This is a genomic window from Pseudomonas sp. NPDC089428, assembly GCF_044749325.1.
Lineage (GTDB): Bacteria > Pseudomonadota > Gammaproteobacteria > Pseudomonadales > Pseudomonadaceae > Aquipseudomonas.
Genome location: NZ_JBIVHT010000007.1, coordinates 59091 through 83267, shown reverse-complemented (window position 1 = coordinate 83267; position 24177 = coordinate 59091). Strand labels below are relative to the sequence as shown.

The following is a 24177-nucleotide window of genomic DNA, read 5'->3' as shown; positions in this document are numbered from 1 at the left end:
GGCCGAGACATGACTGATAAAAAGAGTTTTGACGCCCAACTGGAAGAGCACTTTCTGGCTGGCGCTCCCGCCATCTACATTCAGTCGGCTGAAGAAGCGCGTGTCGATCAGTTGCTGAACCGACTCAAGGACAAGGTCAAGCTCAAACGCATCCACGAGTGGAACCTTGGCTATGGCTGGGTGGATGTCGAAAACAAGCGCCCCTTGAGTAACCTCGACTCCAGTAAAACAGAGCTGGAACACGCGCTGCTGGCGTTGTTGGATGCAGACCTGGAAGAATCGCTGATCGTCATCAAGGGGGCTCGGCTCGCGCTGGAGAACAACACGCTCGCGGTCGCCCGACTCAAACAGCTGTTGAACTCGATCGAGCGCAACTATGCAGGCGAATGCTCGGTCATTCTGGTCTCGGAAGCCGTGTGCATTCCCGCGCCGATCGAGGCCCAGGTCACGCTCCTGCCTTTGCCGCTGCCGAGCCGTGCTGAAATCAAGACGTTGCTGGCCGAGGTCGAGTCTCGTGGGCAACTGACCGTTCCGGATCACCTCAGTGACCTGGCCGTATCTGGGCTGAGTGGGCTGACCTCCAGCGAGATGGCTCAGTTACTGAGGATGGTTGGGAGACAGACCCAAACCCTCGATGAGAAGTCGTTGAACACAATCCTCCATGAGAAAGAGCAGATCATCGTCAAGAGCGGTGTGCTGGAGATGGTCCGAGTCGATGTGAGCGTAAGCGATATCGGCGGCCTGGAAAACCTGAAGCAGTGGCTTGAGCAACGCTCGACCATCATCCGCCGCCTGGACGAGGCGACAAGCCAGGGCGTCAAGACGCCCAAAGGCGTGCTCATCGCCGGTATGCCTGGCTGCGGGAAATCGCTGACGGCCAAGGTGGCTGCTGGTTTGTTCCAGCTGCCCCTGTTGCGTCTGGATATCGGCTCGCTACTGGGCAAGTACGTTGGGGAGAGCGAGCACAACATGCGGCGCGCACTCAGCATGGCCGAGACTGTCAGCCCCTGCATCTTGTGGGTCGATGAACTGGAGAAAGCGTTTGTAGGCATGGGTGGCGGGAACGCTTCGGAAGTGACTGCACGGCTGCTGGGCTACTTCCTCACCTGGATGCAGGAAAAGACCGGCGCCGTATTTGTCATCGCCACTGCCAACGACATCACCGCATTGCCACCGGAGTTGCTGCGCAAGGGGCGCTTCGACGAGATCTTCTATGTCGGCTTCCCCAACCCTGTGGAGCGCGAAAAGATACTGGGTATCCATCTGGGTAAATCGGGCCAGCGGGTCGCGGATTTAAGGATGGATGAGCTGGTGAATCTCTGTCGGGATTACTGCGGTGCCGATATCGAAAACTCAATCAACGAGGCCGTCGCCAACGCATTCATCAGCGGAGGCGCGTTGACGCAGCAGCACCTGGAGGCCGCTATTCAGTCCACCATTCCTCTGCGTGAAACCTTGCGTGACCAGGTCGGCAAGTACGAGGAGCTGTTCGAGAAGCTGAAGCTGCGCCCGGCGTCCGAGTATCAGGGGTTGAGCGTGGCACAGATGATCAAGCTGGCTGCTGACCCTAACCATGTGAAGCGGGAGGAGGTGGCCCGTAATCCTGATTGCCCTGGTGATCAGTTGGAGAAGCTTTCCATGGATGCGCAGCGCAGTGTGGCGGAAGCGGTCTATACAAATCCGCGGTGTCCTGAGCACGTGCTGTCGATTCGGCTCAACCTCGTCAAGGGTCAACCGCAGTATGACCATGGGATGTTCAAGCTGGCTTGCTTGAATGGCAATGCGCCGCAAGATCTGCTGATACGCATGATCGATGAGGATGTACTCGACGATGATTTACGTGCGTCGTTGGCGGCCTGTGCCAAAGGCGAAGCCCTCCAGTTCAAGTTGGCTCGCGACCGACTTGCGTCGGTGGTGGCTGGCCTGATCTTAAATCCTTCACTACTAACCAGTGTGAAGTCCAAGTTGCTTGAGGAAGGCAAAAGTAGTGTTAAGCAAGCGTTCGCCAGGCACCCCGGTTTGACTGAGGATGAACAGCGTTCGCTGCTCAGTAATGCGAGCCCTGCACTCAGGGGGACCCTCAGCAAAAACCCCAAGCTGTCTGCCGCCTTGCAACTGAATCTCGCCAACGATCCTGATCCGGATGTAAGAGAGAAGCTGGCCAGCAATCCTTCGCTGATCAAAAAGGCTCAGCAAATCTTGGCCGAGGACGGCAGTTATCAGGTCAAGCGAGCACTTTCAGACAATCCAGCGCTCTGCCTTGATCACGAGCAAAAAATGAAGTTTAAGAAGTACATCATGGAGAACAGGCACCTGGGTGGGGGTGGGTTTTTCTCCAGCATTCATAGCAGTTTTTAGCAGTACCCACCCGTGAGCCAGGCTTGTGCTGGCTCACGTTCACACCCCGGCATACCTCAGCTCTCGGGCGCCACTCCCAGCAGCATTTGAACCTGACGCCGCAGTTGCCCCACCAGCTCACGTTCAGCGCGCAACTCGGACCGCAGTTCATTGTTCTCGTGCTCGTGAATCCGAGCGATGCGCTGCACATCCCGATCGTTTCTGACCACATCCCAAACCTCTCCCATCCGCGAGTGCACCAGCACGAGAACGAGCAGAGTGATGCCGCTTAGGCTCAGCAGTGCGAGCTGCAGGGTTTCCATTTATCGCTTCCTTGAGTAGTGGCTGTTTGCCGTTAAGCGAAACGATATGTCTAGTACTGCTACATGTCTATATTGGCTACTTGTACAGGTAAAGGATTGGTGCAGATCCCGCCTGCGCTTGGCTGGCGCGTGGATAGGAGGGTGAAAGCAATGTGCTATCGTGTAGGCCGCGGATGGCATGGTCTTAAGAGGGAAGCGCTCTCGCAATGGAGATTTTCGACCGTCTGCTTGATACGTATAAATACTTTACATATCTAGCGCGTGTTGATCGTAATTGAGCAGACACGTAGGATTTCACGTCACGTCATTTGTCTGGTCGCTACCCACTGCCAATCATTCAGGGCCCACGATGAAACATAAGCAAAGCATGGATCAAATCCGCTGGGACCTTGCCCTGCGCTACCGCCTGATCGAAACGGTGGTCTGGTGGGAGGGGCGCCTGACCACCAACCACTTGATGCAGTGCTTCGGCATCAGCCGGCAGCAGGCATCAAAGGACATCAACACCTACATCACCGACTATGCCTCGAAGAATCTGGTCTACGACAAGCAGATCAAAGGCTACGTGCCAACCCGGCAGTTCAAACCGTTGTTCATCGACGACAGCGCCAGTGCCTACCTGGACCTGCTCAACCACAACGATGAGCGTGCGCCGCATATCGAAGGGTTGAACCTAGCTTACGCGCACACTGAAGTGTTGAAGGTACCCGATCGCTCTGTGAGGCCCGAGGTGCTGCGGCCACTGCTCAAGGCGTGTCGTGAAAAGCGGCGTCTGGACATCGAGTACGTGTCGTTCAAAACCCCGGAAGTGGAAGGGCGCACCATTGCGCCGCACACGTTGGTGTACACCGGGATGCGTTGGCACGTGCGGGCTTACTGCGAGAAGAACCGGGAGTATCGGGACTTTGTGTTGAGCCGTTTTCGAGGCGAGCCGGAGCTGCTCGACGATCAGACGGAAAATGGTGTCGAGCACGACGTGGAGTGGAACACCAAGATCGATGTGATCTTCAAGCCGGACGAGCGCCTGACGCCGGCGCAACGGTCGATCATTGAAGTGGACTACGCGATGACTAATGGGCAGCTTGTGGTCAAAAGCTCACAAGCATTGGCGAAGTACGTAGTGAAACGATTTCACGTAAATCCGAACCAGCATGACGCCCGCCCTGAAGCCCAGCAGTTGGTGTTGGCGAACCGGGCTGAGTTGAAACTCTGGCTGAGCTTAGACTAAGGCGTCCCTGGTCGACCTCGCGGTTTTACCAGGCTAGGCATTAAAGCCGATGTATGAGTCATTATGTTCGAGGATAGATACATTGCCGTTGTTTCGGCTGCGGGGTTGAGCAAAGCCTCATTATCGATCACGCTGATCGCGGATGACCGCCTTTGGCCGTTAGGCTGTTGGGACTGGCTACTTCGAGGCAGTGTCAGCGGATCTAAACGACCTCCCTGTGCCGATTTTCTTGGATAGCTGACACTGACAGATTACCCGTCGCTGCTTCCTGGATATGCTCACTCCACCAGATCATCATCGGTCGTCTCCGCTCGATGTAGTCCGCACGGTTGTAGGCGCTGCGAACCTCGTCTTTATCGACGTGGGCAAGTGCTACCTCGATCAATTCGGGATCCCAACCATGCTCGTTGAGGATGGTGCTGGCCATCGACCGCATGCCGTGGCTGACCAGACGCCCCTCGAAGCCCATTCGTTTCAGCGCCATGTTGGCGGTCTGGCTGTTGCAGTGGGTACGTGGGTTTCGGTCTGCGGGGAACACAAATTCCCGATGTCCACTGTAGGGCCTGATCGCGTCGAGGAGTGCAAGAGCCTGCTCAGTAAGCGGGACAATGTGCGCGCGGCGCTTTTTCATGCGCTCCGCAGGAATCGTCCAGATCTTCTTCTCGATGTCGATATCTGCCCAGCAGGTGGTCGCTGCTTCGACTGGCCGGGTCATGGTGTGAAGCTGCCACTCTATCAGGCAGCGTGTTGTTCTTTTTATGCTGGCATTGGCGATTGCCACCATGAGCTCTTTCAGCTCATCGGGAGGTAGTGCCGCCATGTTTTTCTTTTTCGGTTTCTTGAAAACGGAGCGGATGCCACTGAGCGGGTTCGCGTGAATCAGTCCCGAGTTGACCCCGTAGGTCATGATCTCGTTGAGCCGCTGTGTCAGTCGTTTCACGGTTTCAAGGCTGCCTTTGGTTTCGAGTGGCCGGAGCAGGTTAATGACCTGAGGAGCACTAATGGTCGAGAGTGGGGTGTGTCCCAGATACGGAAAGATGTGCAGCGTGAGGGAGCGCCAGATGTCCTCAGCGTAGGCCTGTGTCACTGCATCCTTTTTCAGCTCATACCAGGCCGTCGCCACGTTCTGGAAAGTGTGCTCAGTCGCTGCCTTCTTAGCTTGCTGCACTGCATCCCGTTTCTCTTTGGGGTCGATGCCGTGAGCGAGGAGCTCGCGTGCCTCAACGGTGCGCTTTCGGGCTTGCGCCAATGAAACTTCGGGGAAGGTCCCGAGGCCCATGTTGATCCGGTTCTTCGTCACCGGGTGCCGGTAGTTGAAGTTCCAGAGCTTAGAGCCATTACTTCTCACTCGCATTTGAAGGCCGTCACCATCGCTTAGGACATAGTCCTTCTCTTGAGGCTTGGCGGCTTTGACTTTGAGGTCCGAGAGGCGGGTGGCTTGAGCGCACATGCGGTATTCCAAGAGCGGTTTCGGTATTCCAAAAATTACCAGTAGATGGCTTGGAATACCACTTGGAATACCGAATGTCGTGGACCCTGCTGGACGCTAACGGACCCTGGTGGCGCTGAAAGCCGCGTATTTACTGGGTTTCAGGCACAAAAAAAGACGTCCATGGACGTCTTTAGATGATTATTTGGTGGAGCCGGGGGGATTTGAACCCCCGTCCGCCAGTACTCCGCTGTCGGTACTACATGCTTAGCCGTGTCTACTGATTTAATCCGCAGCCGCCCGACGGGCAGGGTGCTTTGGATGAGTTGGGTAAGTTTTAGTCGCTTTGCCCCCAACGTGCTACACGACGATCCTGTTCTGTATGACAATCATTTCGGGTTTACAGGCATCCCCTGATGATTGCTGGAGCCGAAGCTACCAGGAGAGCGGGCTCAGCTGCTTACGCAGCGAGAGCGTAGCCCTCGTAGTTTTCGTCATTGGCAACTATAGAAAGTTGCAACAGTGGATTTACGAGTTCTGTTACCAACTCGGCATGCACCTAGAGTTTCGCTACCGGCGTCGAATCCTGATCGGCCCCACACTAGCTCTTGGCTAACGCACCTTACGGCACGTGAGGCTGAGTATACGCCATTGCGCGGGCGACGTCGACAACCGGTCCCGGTCGTCCGCACTGCGAGGGCTCAAGCACCGCTGCCGCCGGCCGAACCGCTGCCTTTCTCAGTCTTTTCCAGGCGCTCCAGCACCTTGCTGGTGATGGCGATGCAGCCTTTGGTGTCACCTGAAGCCTGGGCGGACTTGGCTTTGTCGACCTGCTCGGTGAGGGCTTTGTCCAGGCCTTCGGAGGTAGCGCCGGCGGTGGCCATGCTGTCGTCGATCTTCTGCAGGTTGGTGGTGCACAGGTCATCGGCGGCGAAGGCCGGGGATGCCAGGAGGGTAGCGGCCGCGAAGAGGGCCGAAAGCGCGGTACCTTTCATGGGTGTCTCCTTTTATGGCCGCTGGGAGGTGGGCCTATAAAGGTGGACTGCCGGGGTTTGGCGAGGGTTCAATTGGGGTGATGCCCTGATGGCAGAGTGGATGGCACAGGCTTCGCCCGTGTTCGCGGGCAAGCCCGCTCCCACAGGGGCCGCAGCGCGGCCCCAGGACAGGTCAGATGCTGCGCGGGCGGGTGACGCGGTCTACCAGGTAGACCAGGCCGTGATAGTCGATGCCGCTATGGCTGGACAGGCCGATTTCACAGGTCCGGCTGGTGGAGATACCTTCGCTGCAATACTGCACCGCATCCTTCAGGCTGCGCAGCGAGTGGGCGTTGAGCTCGGGTGTGGTGAAGCCCTTGTCGCCGGCGAAACCGCAGCAGTGGATGCCTTCCGGCACCACCACCTGTTTGCTGCAACGGCGTGCCAGGTCGATCAACGCCTGGCTTTCACCCAGATGCTGGGTGCTGCACGTCACGTGCACGGCCACCGGTTCGTCCTGAGGGGTGAACTCCAGCTTGTCGACCAGGTGGGTGCGGATGAAGCGCACCGGGTCGTACAGGTCGAGCCGGGTTTCGCCCAGGTCTTGTACCAGGCGCAGGGTGCAGGGGCTGGTGTCGCAGTAGATCGGGTCGAGGCCGCCGCGGCTGGCGTGGAGCAGGGCGTTGATCAGCTCCTGGCGTTTGTGCTCGGCCTGCTCGGGGTAGCCCTTGGAGGCGAACGGCTGGCCGCAGCAGAGGCTGTCGGCGTTGTCCGGGAACACCACCTGGTAACCGGCCTTTTCCAGCAGGGCGCGGGTCTTGTCCAGCAGTGAGCTTTGCTCGCGGTCGGCGTAGGCGGGGCCCATCACCCGTGAAACACAGGCGGCAAGGTAGACCACGCGGGGCCGGGCATCGTTGCTCGCCGGGCCGAAGGCCATGGTGCGCAGTGGCTGCGGCATGGCCGGGGTCCATTGCGGCAGGCGGCCTTTGCTTGCCTTGCTCAGTGAGGCGCTAAGGCGGCCGAGGCGTGGGGCGCCGAGCAGCTTGCGGGCGGTGTTGGCGGCGGTCAGGGTGAAGCGGGCGCCGCCCAGGGCGGTGTGGAAATGCTCGGCCAGCCAGTCGGCGGTCTTGGCGTGGTCGGCGGCCTGGCTGCGCAGTTTCTTCACCAGCTCGCCGGTGTTGATACCCACCGGGCAGCGCTGGGCGCACAGGCCGGTGGCGGCGCAGGTGTCGATGCCTTGGTACTGGTAGGTTTGCAGCAGCTCGCGGGTGTCGACGCCAGCGCGTTTCTTTGCCTGGATGTCGCGCCACATGACAATGCGCTGGCGGGGGCTGAGGGTCAGGCCTTTGGAGGGGCAGACCGGTTCGCAGAAGCCGCACTCGATGCACTTGTCGACGATCTCGTCGGCGGCGGGCAGCGGCTTTAGGTTTTTCAGGTGGATGTCTGGGTCTTCGCTCAGCACCACGTCGGGGTTGAGGATGCCGTTGGGGTCGAGCAGGCGCTTGAGCTGCCACATCAGCTGGTAGGCGTCATGGCCCCATTCCAGCTCGACGAAGGGCGCCATGTTGCGGCCGGTGCCGTGCTCGGCCTTGAGCGAGCCGCCGAATTCGACGGCCACCAGCTGCGCGACGTCGTCCATGAAGGCCTGGTAGCGCGCGACTTCCTCGGCACTGTTGAAGCCCTGGGTGAAGACGAAGTGCAGGTTACCTTCCAGCGCGTGGCCGAAGATGATCGCTTCGTCGTAGTGGTGCTTGTCGAACAGCTGGATCAGGCGGTTGACGCCTTCGGCCAGTTGCTCGATGGGGAAGGTGACGTCTTCGATGATTACCGTGGTGCCGGTCTGGCGCACGGCGCCGACGGCGGGGAAGGTGTCTTTGCGGATCTTCCACAGCTGGTTGTACACGGCCGGGTCTTCGCTGAACTCGACCTTCTGTTCCAGCGGGTAGTCGGCGATCGAGGCCATGACCAATTGCAGCTGCTCGTGCAGCAGGCTCTGGCTGGCGGCGCGGGACTCGATCAGCAGCGCGCAGGCATTGTCTGACAGGCCTTTGACCCACAATGGCATGCCCGGCATGTTCTGCACCGAGCGCAGGCTGCGGCGGTCGAGCAGTTCCACGGCGGACACTGGCTGGCGCTTGAGCACGGTCACGGCGCGGCAGCAGCTCTCCACGCTGGGGAACACCAGCAGGGCACTGGCCTTGTGCGGGTGGTCGGGCACGGTGTTATAGGTGACGGCGCTGATGAAGCCCAGGGTGCCTTCGGAGCCGACCAGCAGGTGCTGCAGGATATCCAGCGGCTGGTCGTAGTCCACCAGTGCATTGAGTGACAGGCCGGTGGTGTTCTTCAGGCGGTATTTGTGCCGAATGCGCGCGGCGAGCTCGGTGTTGGCGCGGGTTTCGCGGCCCAGGCGCGCCAGCGCTTCGAGCAGTTCGGCGTGGCTGTTTGCAAAGGCCGCGACGCTGGCCGGGTCTTCGCTGTCCAGGCGGGTGCCGTCGGCCAGCACCAGGCGCAGGCCGGCGAGGGTGTGGTAGGTGTTCTGGGCGGTGCCGCAGCACATGCCGCTGGCGTTGTTGGCGACGATGCCGCCGATCTTGCAGGCGTTGATCGAGGCCGGGTCGGGGCCGATCTTGCGCCCGTACGGGGCCAGCCAGGCGTTGGCCTGGGCGCCGATGACGCCGGGTTGCAGGCGGATCTGCTTGCCTTGGCCACGTATCTCACGGCCGTTCCAGTTATCGCCGAGCACGATCAGTACTGAGTCGCTGATGGCCTGGCCGGAGAGGCTGGTGCCGGCGGCGCGGAAGGTCACCGGCACGCGTTCGCGCTGGGCCAGTTGAATCAGCCCGACCACTTCGTCCTCGGACTCGACGCGCACCACCAGTTTGGGGATCAGCCGGTAGAAGCTGGCGTCGGTGCCGAAGGCCAAGGTGGAGGTCGGGTCGTCGAAACGGCGTTCGGCGGGGATCAGGCGCTCGACATCACGCAGGAACGCAGCGGGCAGGCTCATGCAATCTCCTCGCGGGGCCGCGGCGTCTGGTGCGCGGCGTGCCCCGGTCATTCAGGCGGTACTGTAGAGGGGCGCTCAGGCGCCCAGTTCGCGGACCAGCGACTCGCGGGTGATCTCGCTGATCGACTTGGCGCCGGTCAGCACCATGGCCACGCGCATTTCCTTCTCGAACAGTTCGAGCAGGTTCTTCACCCCGGCCTGACCATGCACGGCCAGGGCCCAGAGGAAGGCGCGGCCGATCAGCACGGTGTCGGCACCGAGGGCGATCATGCGCACCACGTCGAGGCCGCTGCGGATACCGGAGTCGGCGAGGATCTTCAGGTCACCTTTGACGGCATCGGCAATCGCCGGCAGGGCGCGGGCGCTGGACAGCACGCCGTCGAGCTGGCGGCCGCCGTGGTTGGACACGACGATGCCGTCGGCGCCGAACTTGACCGCGTCACGGGCGTCGTCGGCGTCAAGGATGCCCTTGATGATCATCGGGCCGTCCCAGAATTCGCGGATCCACTCCAGGTCCTTCCACGAGATCGACGGGTCGAAGTTGTTACCCAGCCAGCCGATGTAGTCGGCCAGGCCCGTGGGGTTGCCACGGTACTTGGAGATGTTGCCCAGATCATGCGGGCGGCCCATCACGCCAACATCCCACGCCCACTCGGGGTGGGTCATGGCCTGCAGCACGCGGCGCATCGGGCCGTTCGCGCCGCTCATGCCGGAGTGGGCGTCGCGGTAGCGGGCGCCGGGTACCGGCATGTCGACGGTGAACACCAGGGTTTTCACGCCAGCGGCCTTGGCCCGTTCCAGGGCGTTGCGCATGAAGCCGCGGTCTTTGAGCACGTACAGCTGGAACCACATCGGCCGGTCGATGGCGGGTGCCACTTCTTCGATCGGGCACACCGACACCGTCGACATGGTGAACGGAATGCCGTGGGCCGCCGCGGCGCGCGCCGCCTGCACTTCGCCACGACGGGCGTACATGCCGGTGAGGCCGACCGGGGCCAGGGCCACGGGCATGCTCAGGGTTTCGTCGAACAGTTTGGTTTCGAGGCTGAGCTCGGACATGTTCTTCAGCACGCGCTGGCGCAGGGCGATGCTGGCCAGGTCCGAGACGTTGTGGCGCAGGGTGTGCTCGGCGTAGGCGCCGCCGTCGGCGTAGTGGAAGAGGAAGGGAGGCAGCTTGCGTTGGGCCGCGGCGCGATAGTCGGTGGAGGCGGAAATGATCATGGATTCTCGCAGCGTGGGTTGAAGGAGATGCCGGGCGCGTCTGGGCGCCCGGCCCCTTTCACTTTAGTGATGAACCAGCATGCCGGTCAGCCAATAGGCCTGGATCAAGGTGATCAGGCCGACGATGGTGGCGAAGAACAGGCTGTGCTTGACGGTGAAGCGGAACAGGTCGGATTCCTTGCCGACCAGGCCGGTGGCGGCGCAGGCTACGGCAATCGACTGCGGCGAGATCATCTTGCCGGTCACGCCACCGCTGGTGTTGGCCGCAACCAGCAGGGTGTCGTTGACCCCGATCTGGTGCGCGGTGGTTGCCTGCAGCGAGCTGAACAGGGCGTTGGACGAGGTGTCGGAACCGGTCAGGAACACGCCCAGCCAGCCGAGGAACGGCGAGAAGAACGGGAACGCGGCGCCCGTGCCGGCCAGCACCAGGGCCATGGTCGAAGACATGCCCGAGTAGTTGGTGACGAAGGCGAAGGCCAGCACCATGCCGATCGACAGGATTGGCCAGCGCAGCTCCCAGAAGGTCTCTTTGAAAGTGGTCAGACCAGTTTTGAAGTTGATCTTCAGCACCCACATGGAGATCAGCGCCGAGAGGAAGATCGCGGTGCCGGTGGCAGAGATCGGGTCGAGCTTGAACACCGCTGGCATGGCAGTCGGCGCGGTGACGATCGGCGCGGTCTTGATCACCAGCTGGTCGAGGTGCGGGATGGCGAAGTTGAACACGAAGTTGTACATCGCGCCGCCTGGGGCGAAGGCCGCCTTGAACGGCTTCAGGGTCCAGATGGTGACCAGCACGGTGAGGATCAGGAACGGCGACCAGGCCTTGAAGATCTCGCCGAAGCTGTACGGGGTCGGCTGGCTGCCGCTTGGCTGTACCACGGCGGCGCCGACGCTGCCTTTGGCTTCGGCGAACGCGCGCTTGGGCTGCCAGACTTTCAGGAACAGCGTCAGGCAGATCAGGCTGGCCAGGGCCGAGGTGATGTCTGGCAACTCTGGGCCGATGAAGTTCGAGGTGAAGTACTGGGTCACGGCAAAGCTCAGGCCGGCGACCAGGGCCGCGGGCCAGGTTTCTTTCACGCCGCGCAGGCCGTCCATCATGAACACCAGCCAGAAGGGTACGAACAGCGACAGCAGCGGCAGTTGGCGGCCGGTCATGGCGCCGATGTGGAAGGCGTCGATACCGGTGACCTGGCCGGCCACGATGATCGGGATGCCCAGGGCGCCAAAGGCTACCGGTGCGGTGTTGGCGATCAGGCACAGGCCGGCGGCGTACAGCGGGTTGAAGCCCAGGCCCACCAGCAGCGCAGCGGTGATGGCCACCGGGGCGCCGAAGCCGGCTGCACCTTCGAGGAAGGCACCGAAGCAGAAACCGATCAGCAATACCTGCAGGCGCTGGTCGTCGGTGATCGACAGTACCGAGCTGCGGATCACTTCGAACTGGCCGCTCTTGACCGTGAGTTTGTACAGGAACACCGCGGCAACGATGATCCAGGCAATCGGCCAGAGGCCGTAAAGGAAGCCATAACCTGCAGCAGCCAGGGCCATGTCGACAGGCATCTGGAAGGCGAAGATCGCCACCAGGATCGACAGGGCAAGGGTGATGCTGCCAGCCACGTGGCCTTTGAGGCGGAACACGGCCAGGGCCAGGAAGAAGAACACGATAGGGATGACTGCCGCCAGCGCGGACAGGCCGAGACTACCAAGCGGGGTATAGAGTTGTTGCCAGGTTTGCATATGGGGTGGCCCCTAATTGTTGTTGGTCAGGCACTGGCATTGGATAATTGGTAAGACCAATTTACAATGGCTGGTCGCTAGGTTAAAAGCGCTGTCGTGGGTGTGTCAATTTGTCCCGTGCAAAACTTTGGTCGTGGGTCGATGAACGGGCGCTTGGAGCCTTGTGAAAATCGTCGGCTGATACGTGCTGGCGCGGCGTGGATCGGCGAGAATAGACGCCCCCTGAAATTGGCCGGGGGTTTGTGGAGAGCATGTGATGGTTTTTGATCAGGTCCGCCAACGGCGCCTGTCCGACGACATCGTCGATCGGTTGGAAGGGATGATTCTGGAAGGCACGCTGACCTCCGGGCAGCGGCTGCCGGCCGAGCGTGTCCTGGCCGAACAGTTCGGTGTGTCGCGCCCGTCACTGCGTGAGGCGATTCAGAAGCTGGTGGCCAAGGGGCTGCTGGTGAGCCGCCAGGGGGGTGGCAATTACGTAGCCGAATCGCTCGGCTCGACGTTCAGCGACCCATTGCTGCAGTTGCTCGAGCAAAGTGCCGAGGCGCAGCGCGACCTACTCGAGTTTCGCCATACCCTGGAGGCGTCGTGTGCCTATTACGCGGCCCAGCGAGCCACCGAGCCGGATCGTGCGCGCCTGAAGGCAGCGTTCGATACCTTGCAGGATTGCTACGCGCGGGCTGACGAGGTGACGCGGGCGGAGGAGGGCGCGGCCGATGCGCGCTTCCACCTGGCGATTGCCGAGGCCAGCCATAACGCGGTTTTGCTGCATACGATCCGTGGCTTGTTCGACCTGCTCAAGCGCAACGTGGTGACAAACATCGGTGGCATGTATCAGCAGCGCACGGAAACACGCGACATGCTGATCAGTCAGCACCGCGAGTTGTACCTGGCGATTGTCGAGGGCAGGGCGGAGGATGCGCGGGAGGTGTCCAGCCGGCACATTCTGTATGTGCAGGAGGTGCTGGAAGAGGCGCAGGACGAGGCCCAGCGGGTGGCGCGAGCGGAGCGGCGCAGCGGGCGCTAAGCTCGGTGCTGGATTCATCGCGGGGCAAGCCCGCCCCCACAGGTGCTGCGCTGAATTTGAATTCGACGCTATCTCTGTGGGAGCGGGCTTGCCCGCGAAGAGGCCGGAACAGGCTTAAGAAGATTTACTCTTCCTTGCCCTTGTTCCGCACCGCACGCTGCAGCTCGCGGTTGGAGTCGCGTTCGCGCATGGTGTCGCGCTTGTCGAACTCCTTCTTGCCCTTGCCAAGCGCGATCTCGCACTTGATCAGGTGCTTGCTCCAGTACAGCGCCAGGGCCACGCAGGTGTAGCCCTTCTGCGCCACGGCGGCCTCCACGCGCTCGAGCTCGCGCTTGTTCAGCAGCAGCTTGCGGGTGCGCGTGGGGTCGGCGATGACGTGGGTGCTGGCGGTGGTCAGCGGGGTGATGTGGCTGCCGAACAGCCAGGCTTCGCCATCCTTGAGCAGCACGTAGCTGTCGGTCAGGTGCGCCTTGCCGGCCCGCAGGCTTTTTACTTCCCAACCGGACAGGACCAGTCCGGCCTCGAACTTGTGTTCGATGAAGTAATCGTGTCGCGCCTTTTTGTTTTGCGCGATGGTCCCGGTCGGATGTTTCTTTTGTTTAGCCATAGGGGCGGCATTATAGGCAAGTCATCACGTGGTCGGCTATGGGATTTCGGTGTGCTTGAGCCACTGCAATGAATACCGGACAATACAAGGCCTGTTCTATGCACAGAACCTGTTTTCGGCACGCTGCGAAGCGCCGCCAACCAGCCTTGGAAGTGACGCCTGGATGACTACCCATATTCAACGCTCCGCCCTGCTGCCGTACCCTGCCCAGGCGCTCTACGATCTGGTCAATGATGTGGCCAGCTACCCTGAATTTCTGCCCTGGTGCTCGGCGTCGACGGTGATCGAGGCCAGTGGCACGCACATGCGGGCGAAGCTGGAAGTGGCCAAGGGCGGCATGAGTCAGCAGTTCGTCACCAGCAATGTGCTGGTGCCGGGGCAGTCCATCGAGATGAACCTGGAAGAGGGGCCGTTCACCCAGCTGCATGGCCTGTGGGTGTTCAAGCCACTCGGTGAAAAAGCCTGCAAGATCAGCCTGGACCTGACCTTCGACTATGCCGGGGCGATCGTGCGAGCCACGCTGGGGCCGCTGTTCAACCAGGCGGCCAATACCCTGGTGGATGCCTTCTGCCAGCGTGCCAAGCAGCTCAATGGTTAAAGTCGAGGTGGCCTACGCCACGGCCGAGCGCCAGTGGCTGTTGGCCTGTGACGTGCCGGATGGGACGACCGTGCGTGAAGCGCTACGCCTGTCCGGGATTGCCGTGCAGGTTGGCGGGCTGGATGTCGAGCAATGCCCTGTGGGCATTTTCGGCAAGCAGGTAGCGGACGCGCACGAGCGCCTGGTCGAGGAGGGTGATCGCCTGGAAATCTACCGGCCCCTGCTGCTCGACCCCAAAGAGGCGCGCAGGCAGCGCGCTGCACAGGCCAAGGCCAAGCGCTAGCTGAACTGGCTGGCAATAAAAAGCCCGGACCATGGTCCGGGCTTTTTCATCTGGCCGGCAATTACTGCGGCGAGGTTTCCAGCGGTGCCGGTGTCGGCACTGGGGTGGTCTCGATGGTGTCGATCTCGCGCTGGATGGACTCTTCCGTCGAGCCTGGCTTGGCGGGTTTTTCTACCGGCTGCGGCTTGGCCTGCTCTGGCTGGGTGCTCGGGCTGACAGTTGTGTCGCTGCTGCCGCCGAGGATTTCCTGGTCGCGGCTTACGCCTGGCATGAAATCCCCGGACAGGCTGACCAGTTGGTCGCTGTCGTTGAAGAAGATGCTCATGCGTTCCTGCTGGCGTTTGCCGCCACCCGGTTGCAGGCTGTACAGATAATCCCAACGGTTGGTGTTGAAGGTGTCCTGAAGCAGCGGGTTGCCCATGATAAACCTTACTTGCCGACGGGTCATTCCGGGGCGTAATTGGTCTATCATGTCTTGCGTGACGACATTGCCCTGCTGGATGTCGATTTTGTAAACCCCGGGAAACGAGCAACCGGCGAGTGCGAGCAGTCCCGCGAGGGCGAGGCTGTTTAGCAAGAGCTTGGTGTTTTGCATCGGTGGGCGACTTCCACTATCTTGGCTGGACAACGTAAACCCCGATCATACCCGTATTAAGAGAAGCTGCGAAGCAGCATCGGCGAGAAAGCTGACCATGGTTGAAAATAGCGAATTGCGCAAAGCCGGTCTCAAGGTGACACTGCCTCGAGTCAAGATCCTTCAAATGCTCGACTCTACCGAGCAACGTCACATGAGCGCCGAGGATGTCTACAAGGCGCTGATGGAGGCTGGCGAGGACGTCGGTCTGGCAACCGTCTATCGCGTACTGACCCAGTTCGAAGCGGCTGGCTTGGTGGTGCGCCACAACTTCGACGGTGGCCACGCGGTGTTCGAGCTGGCTGACGGCGGTCACCACGACCATATGGTCAACGTGGATACCAGTGAAGTGATCGAGTTCATGGACGCTGAAATCGAGCGTCGCCAGAAGGAGATCGTGGCCGAGCATGGCTACGAGCTCGTGGACCACAATCTGGTCCTCTATGTACGTAAGAAAAAGTAACGATTTAGCGCGTTATGTATGACAAAGGCGACCTTCGGGTCGCCTTTGTGCGTTTGGGGCAGGCAGAAAGATGCACCGCTTCTACTGGCCTTTTCGCGGGCAAGCCTGCTCCCACAAGTACTGCACAAGCTTTGAGGTCTATGAGAACCCTGTGGCAGCGGGCTTGCCCGCGAATTGGGCGAAGTAGATCTCAAGCCTTGCCGGAAACCACCATCTTGCGCGCATGGGCCAGGGATTCCTTGGTCAGGTCGATGCCGCCGAGCATCCGCGCCACTTCCTCGACCCGCTCGCGCTTGCCCAAACTAGCCACTGCGGTGTGGGTGGTATCGCTGTTGCGCACCTTGTGCACGAACAGGTGATGGTGACCCTGCGCGGCCACCTGTGGCAAGTGCGTCACGGTCAGTACCTGCCCGCGCTCACCCAGGCGGCGTAGCAGTTGGCCAACGATTTCGGCTGTTGGGCCGCCAATGCCGACATCCACTTCGTCGAATACCAGGGTGGGAATGCGCGAGGTCTGCGCCGTGATTACCTGGATCGCCAGGCTGATACGCGACAGCTCGCCGCCGGACGCCACCTTGGCCAGGCCCTTGAGCGGTTGCCCGGGGTTGGCGCTGACCAGCAATTCGATCTGCTCCAGGCCGTGCGGTGACAGGTCGTTGCCTTCGTTGGGCGTGAGTTCGATGCAGAACCGGCCGCCCGGCATGCCCAGGCGCTGGATTTCCTGCTCGACCGCGACGGCCAGCTGTTTGGCTGCCTGCTGGCGCAGGCTGCTCAGCTCCAGTGCCTTCTCTTTATAGTGCTGGGCAAAGGCGCCGAGCTCCTCGCCCAGGCGCTCGATCGACTCGTCGCTGGCGTTCAGGCCTTCCAGTTCGTCCATCAGCTGTTGTTGCAGGTGCGGCAGCTCGGTGGGGTGCACGCGGTGCTTGCGCGCCAGCGTATAGATTGTGTCCAGGCGCTCTTCCAGGGCTTGCAGGCGCATGGGGTCGGCATCGAAGTTGTCGAGGAAGCGGTTGAGTTCACCCATCGCTTCTTCTACCTGAATCTGTGCGCTGGCGATCATGTTCGCGGCCTCGCCCAGTGCGCGCGGGGCGTTCGCTGCGGCGCCGAGGCGGTTGAGGCTGGAGGTGAGGGCGCTGAGCACGTTGCCCGAATCGCTCTCGCTGCACTGGTCGATGACCTGGCGGCAGATGCCGAACAGGGCTTCGGCGTTGGTCAGGTTCTTGTGCTCCTGCTCCAGTTGCTCCAGTTCGTTTTCGCCCAGCCCGAGGTTGTCGAGCTCTTCAAGTTGATAGCTGAGCAGTTGATGGCGGGCGCGTTGCTCGTCGCCGGAATTGCTCAGCCGCTCGAGCTCCAGGCGGGTCTGGTTCCAGCGCTTGGCGGCAAGCTGCACCTGGCGGGCCAGGTCGATGGCGCCGGCGTATTCGTCCACCAGGCGGCGATGGGTGTCGGTCTTCAGAAGCGACTGGTGTTCATGCTGGCTGTGGATGTCGATCAGCAGCTCGCCCAGTGCCTTGAGGTCGCCGAGCGGGCAGGGGGTGCCGTTGATGTAGCCGCGGCTGCGGCCTTCGGCGGTGATCACCCGGCGCAGGATGCACAGTCCGTCGTTGTTCAGGTCGCGCTCGGCCAGCCAGGCATGGGCTTCGGGGATGTCCACCAGGTCGAACGTGGCAAGGATGTCTGCCTTGTCGGTGCCGGGGCGCACCACGCCACTGTCGGCACGGTCGCCCAGGGCCAGGCCGAGGGCGTCGAGCATGATCGACTTGCCCGCACCGGTCTCGCCGGTGATGACCGACATGCCGCGGGCGATTTCGAGGTCGAGGTGCTCGACGATGGCGTAGTTGTGAATGGACAGGTGCACCAGCATGGGGGCGGCTCCCGAAGTTCAGGTCTGGTTATTTATACAGTACTTTTTTCAGCCCTGCCAATGCCCTCTGGCGGATTCTGTTGCGGCCTGCAAAACCTACTTGCCCCTTGAAGCTGGTTTTTCCGGCCCCATATAGCCGGCAGACACGGCGAGCTTTGCTCGTACAACAGAAATTGCGGAGGAGAGAACCCATGGCTGACGAACAGCTGAACGAACAGGACCTTAATGCCGAAGAGGCTGGTGCAGTGGATAACGGCGCCCGCGTTCAGGAGCTCGAGGAGCAGCTGGCCGCCGCCAAGGATCAGTCCCTGCGTGTCGCTGCAGAAGCGCAGAACAGCATTCGCCGCGCTGAACAGGAAGTCGACAAGGCCCGCAAGTTCGCCCTCGAGAAGTTCTCTGGCGACCTGCTGCCGGTGATCGACAGCCTGGAGATGGCCCTGACCCACCTCGACCCTGAAGACGAGCAGGTCAAGAGCACCCGCGAAGGCGTCGAGCTGACCCTGAAGATGTTCCAGGACACCCTCAAGCGCTACAACCTCGAAGCCATCGACCCGCACGGCCAGCCATTCAATGCCGAGCACCACCAGGCGATGGCCATGCAGGAAAGCGCCGACGTCGAGCCAAACAGCGTGCTCAACGTGTTCCAGAAGGGCTACCTGCTCAACGGTCGCCTGCTGCGCCCTGCCATGGTGGTGGTGAGCAAGGCGCCGGCGGCCCCGCAACCTTCTATCGATGAGAAGGCTTGAAATCTGTCGGGGCATCCCCATCTAGGTGTCAAGCGTTCAAGTATTACCGCAGTTGGCCAGAAGTAGCCGCTGCCACCAAATTCAAGTTTCGGGAGAGATAACATGGGCAAAATCATCGGTATTGACTTGGGGACCACCAACTCGTGCGTCTCCATTCTGGAAAACGGTAACGTCAAGGTCATCGAAAACGCCGAAGGCGCGCGTACTACCCCTTCGATCGTGGCCTACGCCAACGACGGCGAAATCCTGGTGGGTCAGTCGGCCAAGCGCCAGGCTGTCACCAACCCGCACAACACGCTGTTCGCAGTGAAGCGCCTGATCGGCCGCCGCTTCGAAGAAGACGTCGTGCAGAAAGACATCAAGCTGGTTCCCTACAAGATCGTCAAAGCCGGCAACGGTGACGCCTGGGTAGAAGCCGCCGGCAAGGAAATGGCACCGCCGCAGATCAGTGCCGAAGTCCTGAAGAAAATGAAGAAGACCGCCGAAGACTACCTCGGCGAGCCCGTTACCGAAGCGGTCATCACCGTTCCGGCGTACTTCAACGACAGCCAGCGCCAAGCCACCAAGGACGCCGGTCGCATCGCTGGTCTGGACGTAAAACGTATCATCAACGAACCGACCGCTGCTGCGCTGGCTTACGGCATGGACAAGGCCAAGGGCGACCACACCGTCATCGTTTATGACCTGGGTGGTGGTACCTTCGACGTTTCGGTCATCGAAATCGCCGAAGTCGATGGCGAGCACCAGTTCGAAGTGCTGGCTACCAACGGCGACACCTTCCTGGGTGGCGAAGACTTTGACATGCGCTTGATCGACTATCTCGTCGACGAGTTCAAGAAAGAGTCCGGCATGGACCTGAAGAACGATCCACTGGCTCTGCAGCGCCTGAAAGAAGCCGCTGAAAAAGCCAAGATCGAGCTGTCCTCCGCTCAGTCGACCGACGTTAACCTGCCGTACATCACTGCAGATGCCACCGGTCCCAAGCACCTGAACGTGAAGATCTCTCGCGCCAAGCTGGAGTCGCTGGTCGAAGACCTGGTCAACCGTACCATCGAGCCTTGCCGCATCGCCCTGAAAGACGCCGGCATCGACGCTGGCAAGATCGACGACGTGATCTTGGTCGGCGGCCAGACCCGTATGCCAATGGTGCAGAAGGCCGTTGCCGACTTCTTCGGTAAAGAAGCGCGCAAAGACGTCAACCCGGACGAAGCCGTGGCCATGGGTGCTGCCATCCAGGGCGCCGTACTGGCCGGTGACGTGAAAGACGTACTGCTGCTGGACGTCAGCCCACTGACCCTGGGTATCGAAACCATGGGTGGCGTGATGACCGCGCTGATCGAGAAGAACACCACCATTCCGACCAAGAAGTCGCAGGTGTTCTCGACTGCCGACGACAACCAGAGCGCCGTGACCATTCACGTGCTGCAAGGTGAGCGTAAGCAGGCTGCGCAGAACAAGTCGCTGGGCAAGTTCGACCTGGCTGACATTCCGCCAGCGCCACGTGGCGTGCCGCAGATCGAAGTGACCTTCGACATCGATGCCAACGGCATCCTGCATGTCGGCGCCAAAGACAAGGCCACTGGCAAGACCCAGTCGATCGTGATCAAGGCCAACTCCGGCCTGTCGGACGAAGAAATCGAGCGTATGGTGCGTGACGCCGAGGCCAACGCCGAGGAAGACCGCAAGTTCGAAGAGCTGGCCGCTGCCCGTAACCAGGGTGACGCGCTGGTGCACTCGACTCGCAAGATGGTCGCTGACGCCGGTGACAAGGTCACTGCTGAAGAGAAAACCGCGATCGAAGCGGCCGTGGTTGCCCTGGAAGCCGCTGTCAAAGGCGACGACAAGGCTGCCATTGACGCCAAGGTCGAAGAGCTGTCCAAGGTTTCGGCTCCGGTTGCTCAGAAGATGTACGCTGAGCAGCAGGCCGAACAGCCTCAGGGCGGCGCTCAGCAAGCCGAACCGGAAGCCAAGCACGATGACGTGGTTGACGCCGAGTTCGAAGAAGTGAAAGGCGACGACAAGAAGTAATCGTTGCATGCTGTCGACCAGTTCACCGGCTTGTGCCGGTGAACTGGTAGGATGTCGCCGCGCGGGGGCTTGCTCCCGCGTTGGCGTATCTGGAATTCGAGATTTTTTACAGCATTTGTCCGGGCCATTCGTGGTTTGCAGGCAGGTGCTGATGGCGCGGCGCAGATGCCAGACGCCCCACAAGGTGCAAATGACCTATGTCCAAGCGTGATTATTATGAGGTCCTGGGTGTCGAGCGCGGCGCCAGCGAAGCTGACCTCAAGAAAGCCTATCGCCGCCTGGCGATGAAGTACCACCCGGACCGTAACCCGGGCGATAAAGAATCGGAAGACAAGTTCAAGGAAGCCAACGAGGCCTACGAAGTACTGTCTGATGCGAGCAAGCGTGCAGCGTTCGACCAGTACGGCCACGCCGGCGTCGACCCGAGCATGGGTGGCGGTGGTGCTGGCTTCGGTGGCGCCAACTTCTCCGACATTTTCGGCGATGTGTTCAGCGACTTCTTCGGTGGTGGTCGCGGCGGTGGACGTGGCGGTGCCCAGCGCGGCAGCGACCTGCGCTACACCCTGGAACTGAACCTGGAAGAAGCGGTGCGTGGCACCACGGTCAGCATCCGCGTGCCAACGCTGGTCAACTGCAAGCCGTGTGACGGCTCCGGCGCCAAGAAGGGATCGACCCCGTCGACCTGCCCGACCTGCGGCGGTATTGGCCAGGTGCGTATGCAGCAAGGCTTCTTCTCGGTGCAGCAGACCTGTCCGCGCTGCCATGGCCAGGGCAAGATCATCACCGACCCGTGCACCTCGTGCCACGGCGAAGGGCGTGTCGAGGAATACAAGACCCTGTCGGTCAAAGTGCCTGCGGGTGTCGATACCGGCGACCGCATCCGCCTGTCCGGCGAGGGCGAGGCGGGCACCCATGGTGGTCCGACCGGCGACTTGTACGTCGTGATCAGCGTGCGTGAGCACGAGATCTTCCAGCGTGATGGCAAGCACTTGTACTGCGAAGTGCCGATCAGCTACACCGATGCCGCCCTCGGTGGCGAGCTGGAAGTGCCGACCCTCGATGGTCGCGTGAAACTGAAAATTCCGGAAGGCACCCAGACCGGCAAGCAATTCCGCTTGCGTGGCAAGGGCGTGGCGCCGGTGCGTGGCGGTGGTGCGGGTGACCTGCTGTGCCGTGTGGCGGTGGAAACCCCGGTCAACCTCAGCCGCCGTCAGCGTGAATTGCTCGAAGAGCTGCGCAGTTCGCTGGAAGGCGACAGCTCCCATTCACCCAAGGCCAGTGGCTGGTTCGATGGCGTGAAACGCTTCTTTGGCGATCTTTGACAAGGAATAGGCTATGCGACGTATTGCGGTAATGGGCGCAGCAGGGCGGATGGGCAAGACCCTCATCGAAGCCGTGCAGCAAACCCCTGGTGCGGGGCTGACGGCGGCAATCGATCGTCCTGACAGCTCCCTCGTCGGCGCTGATGCCGGTGAACTGGCGGCCCTCGGCCGGATTGGCGTTCTGCTGTCCGATGACTTGGCCAAGGTCGCCGACGAATTCGACGTGTTGATCGATTTTACTCATCCGTCAGTGACCCTGAAGAACCTGGCCTTCTGTCGTAAACACGGCAAGGCGATGATCATCGGCACCACCGGTTTCACCGTCGAGGAGAAGCAGTTGCTGGCCGAAGCGGGCAAGGATATCCCGATCGTGTTCGCGGCCAACTTCAGCGTGGGCGTCAACCTCAGCCTCAAGCTGCTGGATATGGCGGCACGGGTGCTGGGCGATGATGTCGACATCGAGATTATCGAGGCGCATCACCGGCACAAGGTCGATGCCCCTTCAGGTACCGCGCTGCGCATGGGTGAAGTGGTTGCCAATGCGCTGGGGCGTGATCTGCAGGAAGTGGCGGTCTACGGCCGTGAAGGTCAGACCGGCGCACGTGATCGCAAGACCATCGGTTTTGCCACTGTGCGTGCCGGCGATGTGGTAGGTGATCACACCGTGCTGTTTGCCGCTGAAGGCGAGCGTCTGGAAATCACCCACAAGGCCTCCAGCCGCATGACCTTCGCCAAGGGAGCGGTGCGTGCGGCGCTGTGGCTGGATGGGCGCGAGCCGGGCCTGTACGACATGCAGGACGTGCTCGAGCTGCGCTAAGTCGTTCAAGCGGGCTGGCCTCTTCGCGGGTAAACCCGCTCTCACAGGATTGATGCAGGGCTTAGGCGCTGTGCGGCCCCTGTGGGAGCGGGTTTATCCGCGAAACAGGCGACGCCGATGTCAGTCTGTCGCAATCATGTGTCTTGGAGGCACATATGCGGTAGACCGAAAACGCACTTTTCTGTAAGCTACAGCTTTAGTGTGTCCACTAAAAGCGCGCAGCGAATTGAATTCAGCACATAAAAGCGGGGTGACGTGTCCATACGTCACTCCGCTTTTTTGCAACCTGCGATCGCCCTTTCATGCTTGATTTACGGGAGGTCTTCTTGACAAAGCCAGCCATACTCGCCCTTGCCGACGGCAGTATTTTCCGCGGTGAAGCTATCGGTGCCGACGGTCAGACCGTTGGTGAGGTGGTATTCAACACCGCTATGACCGGCTACCAGGAAATCCTTACAGACCCTTCCTACGCGCAGCAAATCGTTACCCTGACCTACCCGCACATCGGCAACACCGGCACCACGCCGGAAGACGCCGAGTCGAACCGTGTCTGGTCCGCTGGCCTGGTCATCCGTGACCTGCCGCTGCTGGCCAGCAACTGGCGTAACACCCAGTCGCTGCCTGAGTACCTCAAGGCCAACAACGTCGTCGCCATCGCCGGCATCGACACCCGTCGCCTGACCCGTATCCTGCGCGAAAAAGGCGCTCAGAACGGCTGCATCCTGGCTGGTGACAACATCAGCGAAGAAGCCGCCATCGCTGCTGCCCGCGGCTTCCCTGGCCTGAAGGGCATGGACCTGGCCAAGGTCGTTTCCACCAAGGAGCGCTACGAATGGCGCTCCAGTGTGTGGGAGCTGAAAACCGACAGCCACCCGACCATCGATGCTGCCGACCTGCCGTACCACGTGGTCGCCTTCGACTACGGCGTCAAGCTGAACATCCTGCGCATGCTGGTCGCCCGCGGCTGCCGCGTGACCGTGGTGCCTGCCCAGACCCCGGCCAGCGAAGTGCTGGCGCTGAATCCGGATGGCGTGTTCCTGTCCAACGGCCCTGGTGATCCGGAGCCATGCGACTATGCGATCCAGGCGATCAAGGAAATCCTCGAGACCGAGATTCCGGTATTCGGCATCTGCCTCGGTCACCAGCTGCTGGCCCTGGCCTCCGGCGCCAAGACCGTGAAGATGGGCCATGGTCACCACGGTGCCAACCACCCGGTCCAGGACCTAGACACCGGCGTGGTCATGATCACCAGCCAGAACCACGGTTTCGCCGTTGACGAAGCCACCCTGCCGGGCAACGTCCGTGCCATTCACAAGTCGCTGTTCGACGGCACCCTGCAGGGTATCGAGCGTACCGACAAGTGCGCGTTCAGCTTCCAGGGCCACCCTGAAGCGAGCCCAGGCCCGACCGACGTCGCGCCACTGTTCGATCGTTTCACCGATGCCATGGCCAAGCGCCGCTGAGCATCCTGCATCAAGGCCCCGGGCCGGCTCGCGCCGCGCCCGGAAGCGCCTGACCCAGATTGTTCAAGACGGCTTGCC

20 protein-coding genes and 1 other RNA gene are annotated in these 24177 nt (G+C 61.2%); 11 read left to right on the top strand and 10 right to left on the bottom strand.

Annotated elements, in window-relative coordinates:
- Nucleotides 1-9 precede the first annotated feature (9 nt).
- Entirely contained in the window at nt 10-2358 is a 2349-nt protein-coding gene (locus tag ACIPZ5_RS15145; RefSeq protein ID WP_400809424.1) for an AAA family ATPase, read from the top strand.
- 56 nt (nt 2359-2414) lie between these two features.
- On the opposite strand, the gene ACIPZ5_RS15140 is transcribed toward ACIPZ5_RS15145, so the two are convergent.
- Nucleotides 2415-2660: a hypothetical protein gene (locus tag ACIPZ5_RS15140; protein ID WP_019470431.1), complete on the bottom strand. Its 246-nt coding sequence runs from the start codon at nt 2658-2660 to the stop codon at nt 2415-2417.
- A gap of 349 nt (nt 2661-3009) precedes the next feature.
- On the opposite strand from ACIPZ5_RS15140, the gene ACIPZ5_RS15135 reads away from it, so the two are divergent.
- Nucleotides 3010-3888 carry a YafY family protein gene (locus ACIPZ5_RS15135; RefSeq protein WP_133330380.1) on the top strand — a complete coding sequence of 293 codons (879 nt, stop codon included), beginning with the start codon at nt 3010-3012 and terminating at the stop codon, nt 3886-3888.
- A gap of 202 nt (nt 3889-4090) precedes the next feature.
- Here the strand turns inward: ACIPZ5_RS15135 and ACIPZ5_RS15130 are convergent, their stop codons facing one another.
- The 6 genes from ACIPZ5_RS15130 to ACIPZ5_RS15105 form a co-directional block, all read right to left on the bottom strand.
- Nucleotides 4091-5338: an integrase domain-containing protein gene (locus ACIPZ5_RS15130; protein WP_133330382.1), complete on the bottom strand. Its 1248-nt coding sequence runs from the start codon at nt 5336-5338 to the stop codon at nt 4091-4093.
- 185 nt (nt 5339-5523) lie between these two features.
- Nucleotides 5524-5915: a transfer-messenger RNA gene (gene ssrA, locus ACIPZ5_RS15125) on the bottom strand.
- Nucleotides 5916-6018: 103 nt separating this feature from the next.
- The gene (locus ACIPZ5_RS15120; protein ID WP_343599378.1) at nt 6019-6312 is read right to left on the bottom strand and encodes a hypothetical protein; all 294 of its coding nucleotides are present in this window, start codon (nt 6310-6312) and stop codon (nt 6019-6021) included.
- 172 nt (nt 6313-6484) lie between these two features.
- The gene (locus ACIPZ5_RS15115) at nt 6485-9295 is read right to left on the bottom strand and encodes an FAD-binding and (Fe-S)-binding domain-containing protein (protein WP_400809421.1); all 2811 of its coding nucleotides are present in this window, start codon (nt 9293-9295) and stop codon (nt 6485-6487) included.
- 75 nt (nt 9296-9370) lie between these two features.
- Nucleotides 9371-10516 (bottom strand): FMN-dependent L-lactate dehydrogenase LldD, encoded by a 1146-nt coding sequence (gene lldD, locus ACIPZ5_RS15110; protein ID WP_343599374.1) that lies wholly within the window; start codon nt 10514-10516, stop codon nt 9371-9373.
- 63 nt (nt 10517-10579) lie between these two features.
- Nucleotides 10580-12250, bottom strand: a complete 1671-nt coding sequence (locus tag ACIPZ5_RS15105; RefSeq protein WP_085677194.1) for a lactate permease LctP family transporter — start codon at nt 12248-12250, stop codon at nt 10580-10582.
- Between the two features lie 256 nt (nt 12251-12506).
- Here ACIPZ5_RS15105 and ACIPZ5_RS15100 point away from each other — a divergent pair, with 256 nt between their 5' ends.
- Nucleotides 12507-13274 carry an FCD domain-containing protein gene (locus tag ACIPZ5_RS15100; protein ID WP_261941635.1) on the top strand — a complete coding sequence of 256 codons (768 nt, stop codon included), beginning with the start codon at nt 12507-12509 and terminating at the stop codon, nt 13272-13274.
- 124 nt (nt 13275-13398) lie between these two features.
- On the opposite strand, the gene smpB is transcribed toward ACIPZ5_RS15100, so the two are convergent.
- Nucleotides 13399-13881 carry an SsrA-binding protein SmpB gene (smpB, locus tag ACIPZ5_RS15095; protein ID WP_003249914.1) on the bottom strand — a complete coding sequence of 161 codons (483 nt, stop codon included), beginning with the start codon at nt 13879-13881 and terminating at the stop codon, nt 13399-13401.
- Nucleotides 13882-14044: 163 nt separating this feature from the next.
- Here smpB and ACIPZ5_RS15090 point away from each other — a divergent pair, with 163 nt between their 5' ends.
- Entirely contained in the window at nt 14045-14479 is a 435-nt protein-coding gene (locus tag ACIPZ5_RS15090) for a type II toxin-antitoxin system RatA family toxin (protein ID WP_261941634.1), read from the top strand.
- The gene (locus ACIPZ5_RS15085) at nt 14472-14762 is read left to right on the top strand and encodes an RnfH family protein (protein ID WP_261941633.1); all 291 of its coding nucleotides are present in this window, start codon (nt 14472-14474) and stop codon (nt 14760-14762) included. The genes ACIPZ5_RS15090 and ACIPZ5_RS15085 overlap by 8 nt, the downstream gene beginning before the upstream one ends.
- 61 nt (nt 14763-14823) lie before the next feature.
- Here the strand turns inward: ACIPZ5_RS15085 and ACIPZ5_RS15080 are convergent, their stop codons facing one another.
- A complete protein-coding gene (locus ACIPZ5_RS15080; RefSeq protein WP_261941632.1) occupies nt 14824-15357 on the bottom strand; it encodes an outer membrane protein assembly factor BamE in 534 nt (177 codons plus the stop codon).
- A 97-nt stretch (nt 15358-15454) separates the two neighbouring features.
- Here ACIPZ5_RS15080 and fur point away from each other — a divergent pair, with 97 nt between their 5' ends.
- Nucleotides 15455-15859 carry a ferric iron uptake transcriptional regulator gene (fur, locus tag ACIPZ5_RS15075; protein ID WP_046788147.1) on the top strand — a complete coding sequence of 135 codons (405 nt, stop codon included), beginning with the start codon at nt 15455-15457 and terminating at the stop codon, nt 15857-15859.
- Between the two features lie 190 nt (nt 15860-16049).
- Here the strand turns inward: fur and recN are convergent, their stop codons facing one another.
- Complete coding sequence (gene recN / locus ACIPZ5_RS15070; RefSeq protein ID WP_400809418.1) at nt 16050-17723, bottom strand: DNA repair protein RecN; 1674 nt, start codon at nt 17721-17723, stop codon at nt 16050-16052.
- Between the two features lie 191 nt (nt 17724-17914).
- Here recN and grpE point away from each other — a divergent pair, with 191 nt between their 5' ends.
- The 5 genes from grpE to carA all read left to right on the top strand — a co-directional run bounded on the left by grpE (nt 17915) and on the right by carA (nt 24099).
- On the top strand, nt 17915-18469 hold the full coding sequence (gene grpE / locus ACIPZ5_RS15065; protein WP_343599365.1) for a nucleotide exchange factor GrpE: 555 nt from the start codon (nt 17915-17917) through the stop codon (nt 18467-18469).
- 102 nt (nt 18470-18571) lie between these two features.
- A complete protein-coding gene (dnaK, locus tag ACIPZ5_RS15060) occupies nt 18572-20497 on the top strand; it encodes a molecular chaperone DnaK (protein WP_261941629.1) in 1926 nt (641 codons plus the stop codon).
- 197 nt (nt 20498-20694) lie between these two features.
- Complete coding sequence (dnaJ, locus tag ACIPZ5_RS15055; protein WP_027917696.1) at nt 20695-21819, top strand: molecular chaperone DnaJ; 1125 nt, start codon at nt 20695-20697, stop codon at nt 21817-21819.
- 13 nt (nt 21820-21832) lie between these two features.
- A complete protein-coding gene (gene dapB / locus ACIPZ5_RS15050; protein WP_003249933.1) occupies nt 21833-22636 on the top strand; it encodes a 4-hydroxy-tetrahydrodipicolinate reductase in 804 nt (267 codons plus the stop codon).
- A gap of 326 nt (nt 22637-22962) precedes the next feature.
- A complete protein-coding gene (gene carA / locus ACIPZ5_RS15045) occupies nt 22963-24099 on the top strand; it encodes a glutamine-hydrolyzing carbamoyl-phosphate synthase small subunit (protein ID WP_261941627.1) in 1137 nt (378 codons plus the stop codon).
- The last annotated feature ends 78 nt before the right edge of the window (nt 24100-24177 follow it).

Bases quoted from the DNA above. Each gene is read 5' to 3' on its own strand.
- ACIPZ5_RS15145 (WP_400809424.1), top strand. From the start codon at position 10: ATGACTGATAAAAAGAGTTTTGACGCCCAACTGGAAGAGCACTTTCTG.
- ACIPZ5_RS15100 (WP_261941635.1), top strand. From the start codon at position 12,507: ATGGTTTTTGATCAGGTCCGCCAACGGCGCCTGTCCGACGACATCGTC.
- recN (WP_400809418.1), bottom strand. From the start codon at position 17,723: ATGCTGGTGCACCTGTCCATTCACAACTACGCCATCGTCGAGCACCTC.
- fur (WP_046788147.1), top strand. From the start codon at position 15,455: ATGGTTGAAAATAGCGAATTGCGCAAAGCCGGTCTCAAGGTGACACTG.
- dapB (WP_003249933.1), top strand. From the start codon at position 21,833: ATGCGACGTATTGCGGTAATGGGCGCAGCAGGGCGGATGGGCAAGACC.
- dnaJ (WP_027917696.1), top strand. From the start codon at position 20,695: ATGTCCAAGCGTGATTATTATGAGGTCCTGGGTGTCGAGCGCGGCGCC.
- ACIPZ5_RS15140 (WP_019470431.1), bottom strand. From the start codon at position 2,660: ATGGAAACCCTGCAGCTCGCACTGCTGAGCCTAAGCGGCATCACTCTG.
- smpB (WP_003249914.1), bottom strand. From the start codon at position 13,881: ATGGCTAAACAAAAGAAACATCCGACCGGGACCATCGCGCAAAACAAA.
- ACIPZ5_RS15135 (WP_133330380.1), top strand. From the start codon at position 3,010: ATGAAACATAAGCAAAGCATGGATCAAATCCGCTGGGACCTTGCCCTG.
- ACIPZ5_RS15080 (WP_261941632.1), bottom strand. From the start codon at position 15,357: ATGCAAAACACCAAGCTCTTGCTAAACAGCCTCGCCCTCGCGGGACTG.
- ACIPZ5_RS15120 (WP_343599378.1), bottom strand. From the start codon at position 6,312: ATGAAAGGTACCGCGCTTTCGGCCCTCTTCGCGGCCGCTACCCTCCTG.
- ACIPZ5_RS15085 (WP_261941633.1), top strand. From the start codon at position 14,472: ATGGTTAAAGTCGAGGTGGCCTACGCCACGGCCGAGCGCCAGTGGCTG.
- ACIPZ5_RS15130 (WP_133330382.1), bottom strand. From the start codon at position 5,338: ATGTGCGCTCAAGCCACCCGCCTCTCGGACCTCAAAGTCAAAGCCGCC.
- grpE (WP_343599365.1), top strand. From the start codon at position 17,915: ATGGCTGACGAACAGCTGAACGAACAGGACCTTAATGCCGAAGAGGCT.
- ACIPZ5_RS15115 (WP_400809421.1), bottom strand. From the start codon at position 9,295: ATGAGCCTGCCCGCTGCGTTCCTGCGTGATGTCGAGCGCCTGATCCCC.
- lldD (WP_343599374.1), bottom strand. From the start codon at position 10,516: ATGATCATTTCCGCCTCCACCGACTATCGCGCCGCGGCCCAACGCAAG.
- ACIPZ5_RS15090 (WP_261941634.1), top strand. From the start codon at position 14,045: ATGACTACCCATATTCAACGCTCCGCCCTGCTGCCGTACCCTGCCCAG.
- dnaK (WP_261941629.1), top strand. From the start codon at position 18,572: ATGGGCAAAATCATCGGTATTGACTTGGGGACCACCAACTCGTGCGTC.
- ACIPZ5_RS15105 (WP_085677194.1), bottom strand. From the start codon at position 12,250: ATGCAAACCTGGCAACAACTCTATACCCCGCTTGGTAGTCTCGGCCTG.